Origin of the sequence: Bacillus sp. EE-W1, assembly GCF_009760835.1 — a bacterium.
GTDB classification, from domain to species: domain Bacteria; phylum Bacillota; class Bacilli; order Bacillales; family Bacillaceae_G; genus Bacillus_A; species Bacillus_A wiedmannii.
The window spans coordinates 1-1,643 of record NZ_WIPE01000045.1; the positions used below are offsets into that span (position 1 = coordinate 1).

At 40.3% G+C, this 1,643-nt stretch carries 1 protein-coding gene; it reads left to right on the forward strand.

From position 1 onward, the window contains the following. Positions 1-103: 103 nt before the first annotated feature. The gene (locus GFJ36_RS04585) at positions 104-1,531 is read left to right on the forward strand and encodes a serine hydrolase domain-containing protein (RefSeq protein WP_157349503.1); all 1,428 of its coding nucleotides are present in this window, start codon (positions 104-106) and stop codon (positions 1,529-1,531) included. The last annotated feature ends 112 nt before the right edge of the window (positions 1,532-1,643 follow it).

The following is a 1,643-nucleotide window of genomic DNA, read 5'->3' on the forward strand; positions in this document are numbered from 1 at the left end:
AAGTTAGGTGGGGGTCGGGCTGCCCGTAAACGTCCGATTGGTGAGGGCTGATTATAGGTTCACTTTATATTATTCTCTTATAATTTTCCAAAAAGGAGAGTTTATGAAAAAGATTATTGTTTTTGTATTAACGATATTTATATTATTCTCAGGATTTGCAACACAAAGTTATGCGTTGTCAGATTCGCAATCTGCGGCAATACAAGCGTTGCTAGATGATGCCTGTCGTATATCAGGTGTGCCGGGAATGTCAATCTCAATACTTGCTGATGATGAAGTGTTCTACTTTTCTTCAGGGTATGCAGACCGTGAAAAGGGGTTGTCTGCAAGTGAAAATACACTCTATGAGTTAGCCTCGGTCAGTAAAGCTTTTACCGGTATGGGTATTATGCTATTGGAAGAGCAAGGGCTGCTTTCAATGACTGACCCTGTCCAAAAATATTTACCTTGGTTTACATTAAAGTATCAAGGGAAACCTGTTGATATGCAAAGTCTTACACTAAATAACTTTCTTCACCATACCAGTGGTCTAACAAATATTAGGCATCTTCAAAATATTCCACAAGGCAATACACCGGATATGTTGCAAAAGACTGTGGAAATGCTCGTTGATGCTGAATTGGCGTTCCCTCCCGGTGAACAGTATAACTATGGAACCGTTAATTATGACGTATTGGGTTTGGTTATTGAGATTGTGTCGCGACAAAGCTATGAAGACTTTATGAAGGAACAGGTATTTCAGCCGTTAGGTCTTCACCAGACATATGTTTATAAAGAAGATGCTCAAGCCACTGGACAGTTGGCACAGGGCTACCGTTCTTCCTTTTTTATGACAACTCCATTTAAAGCTCCGGATTATGCTGGGAATAAACCCGCAGGCTACATCATTTCTAATACAAAAGATATGGCGCGTTGGATGGGCATACAGATGGGTATCGTACAGGACATACCCGAAATATTTCACACGGTTATCGAAAAATCACATAGGGGTGATATGTCTGTTTCGGCTGTCAACGGTATGTATTATGCGGCAGGCTGGTCCGTAAACGCCGAACAAACGATTATAGAACACACTGGGGGCAATCCAAATTTCAGAACCGAAGTAGTCATACTGCCAAATGAACGAACAGCCGTCTCCTTGCTGAGCAACGGTGCAAATACCAATACAAACATGGTACTAAAAGTTAAAGATATATTAGAAGGCAATCTAAATCAGTCATATGAAATAAGCGGCACACAGCTTTTGGATATCATTTTGTCGTCTATCACAATTATTCTTTGCCTATTGGCCGTTTTGCTATTTCTCTTAGGATTACGCAGAAGGAGAACGAATGAGCGGCAGCCAATGACAAAAAAGAGAATAACCGTAACAGTTATTTTCCTGACCGCTACGATTGCCCTGGGTATACTGTGCTGTGCTTTCGATTGGTCAACAATACTTATGTGGCGAACATATAGTGTTCTTACAGCTTTGATTTCGTCAGCATTATTAACAGCAAGCATTACATGGTTTGTATACACTCACCGATAAAATACCTTGCTCCCAAGATAAGCATAATGTTAAGTCATTAAATTTCAATTTATCCCGCTTTAATGAGCAGTAAGACCCCCAACTCAAAATTCAGCGAAAGCAAAGAAGTTAG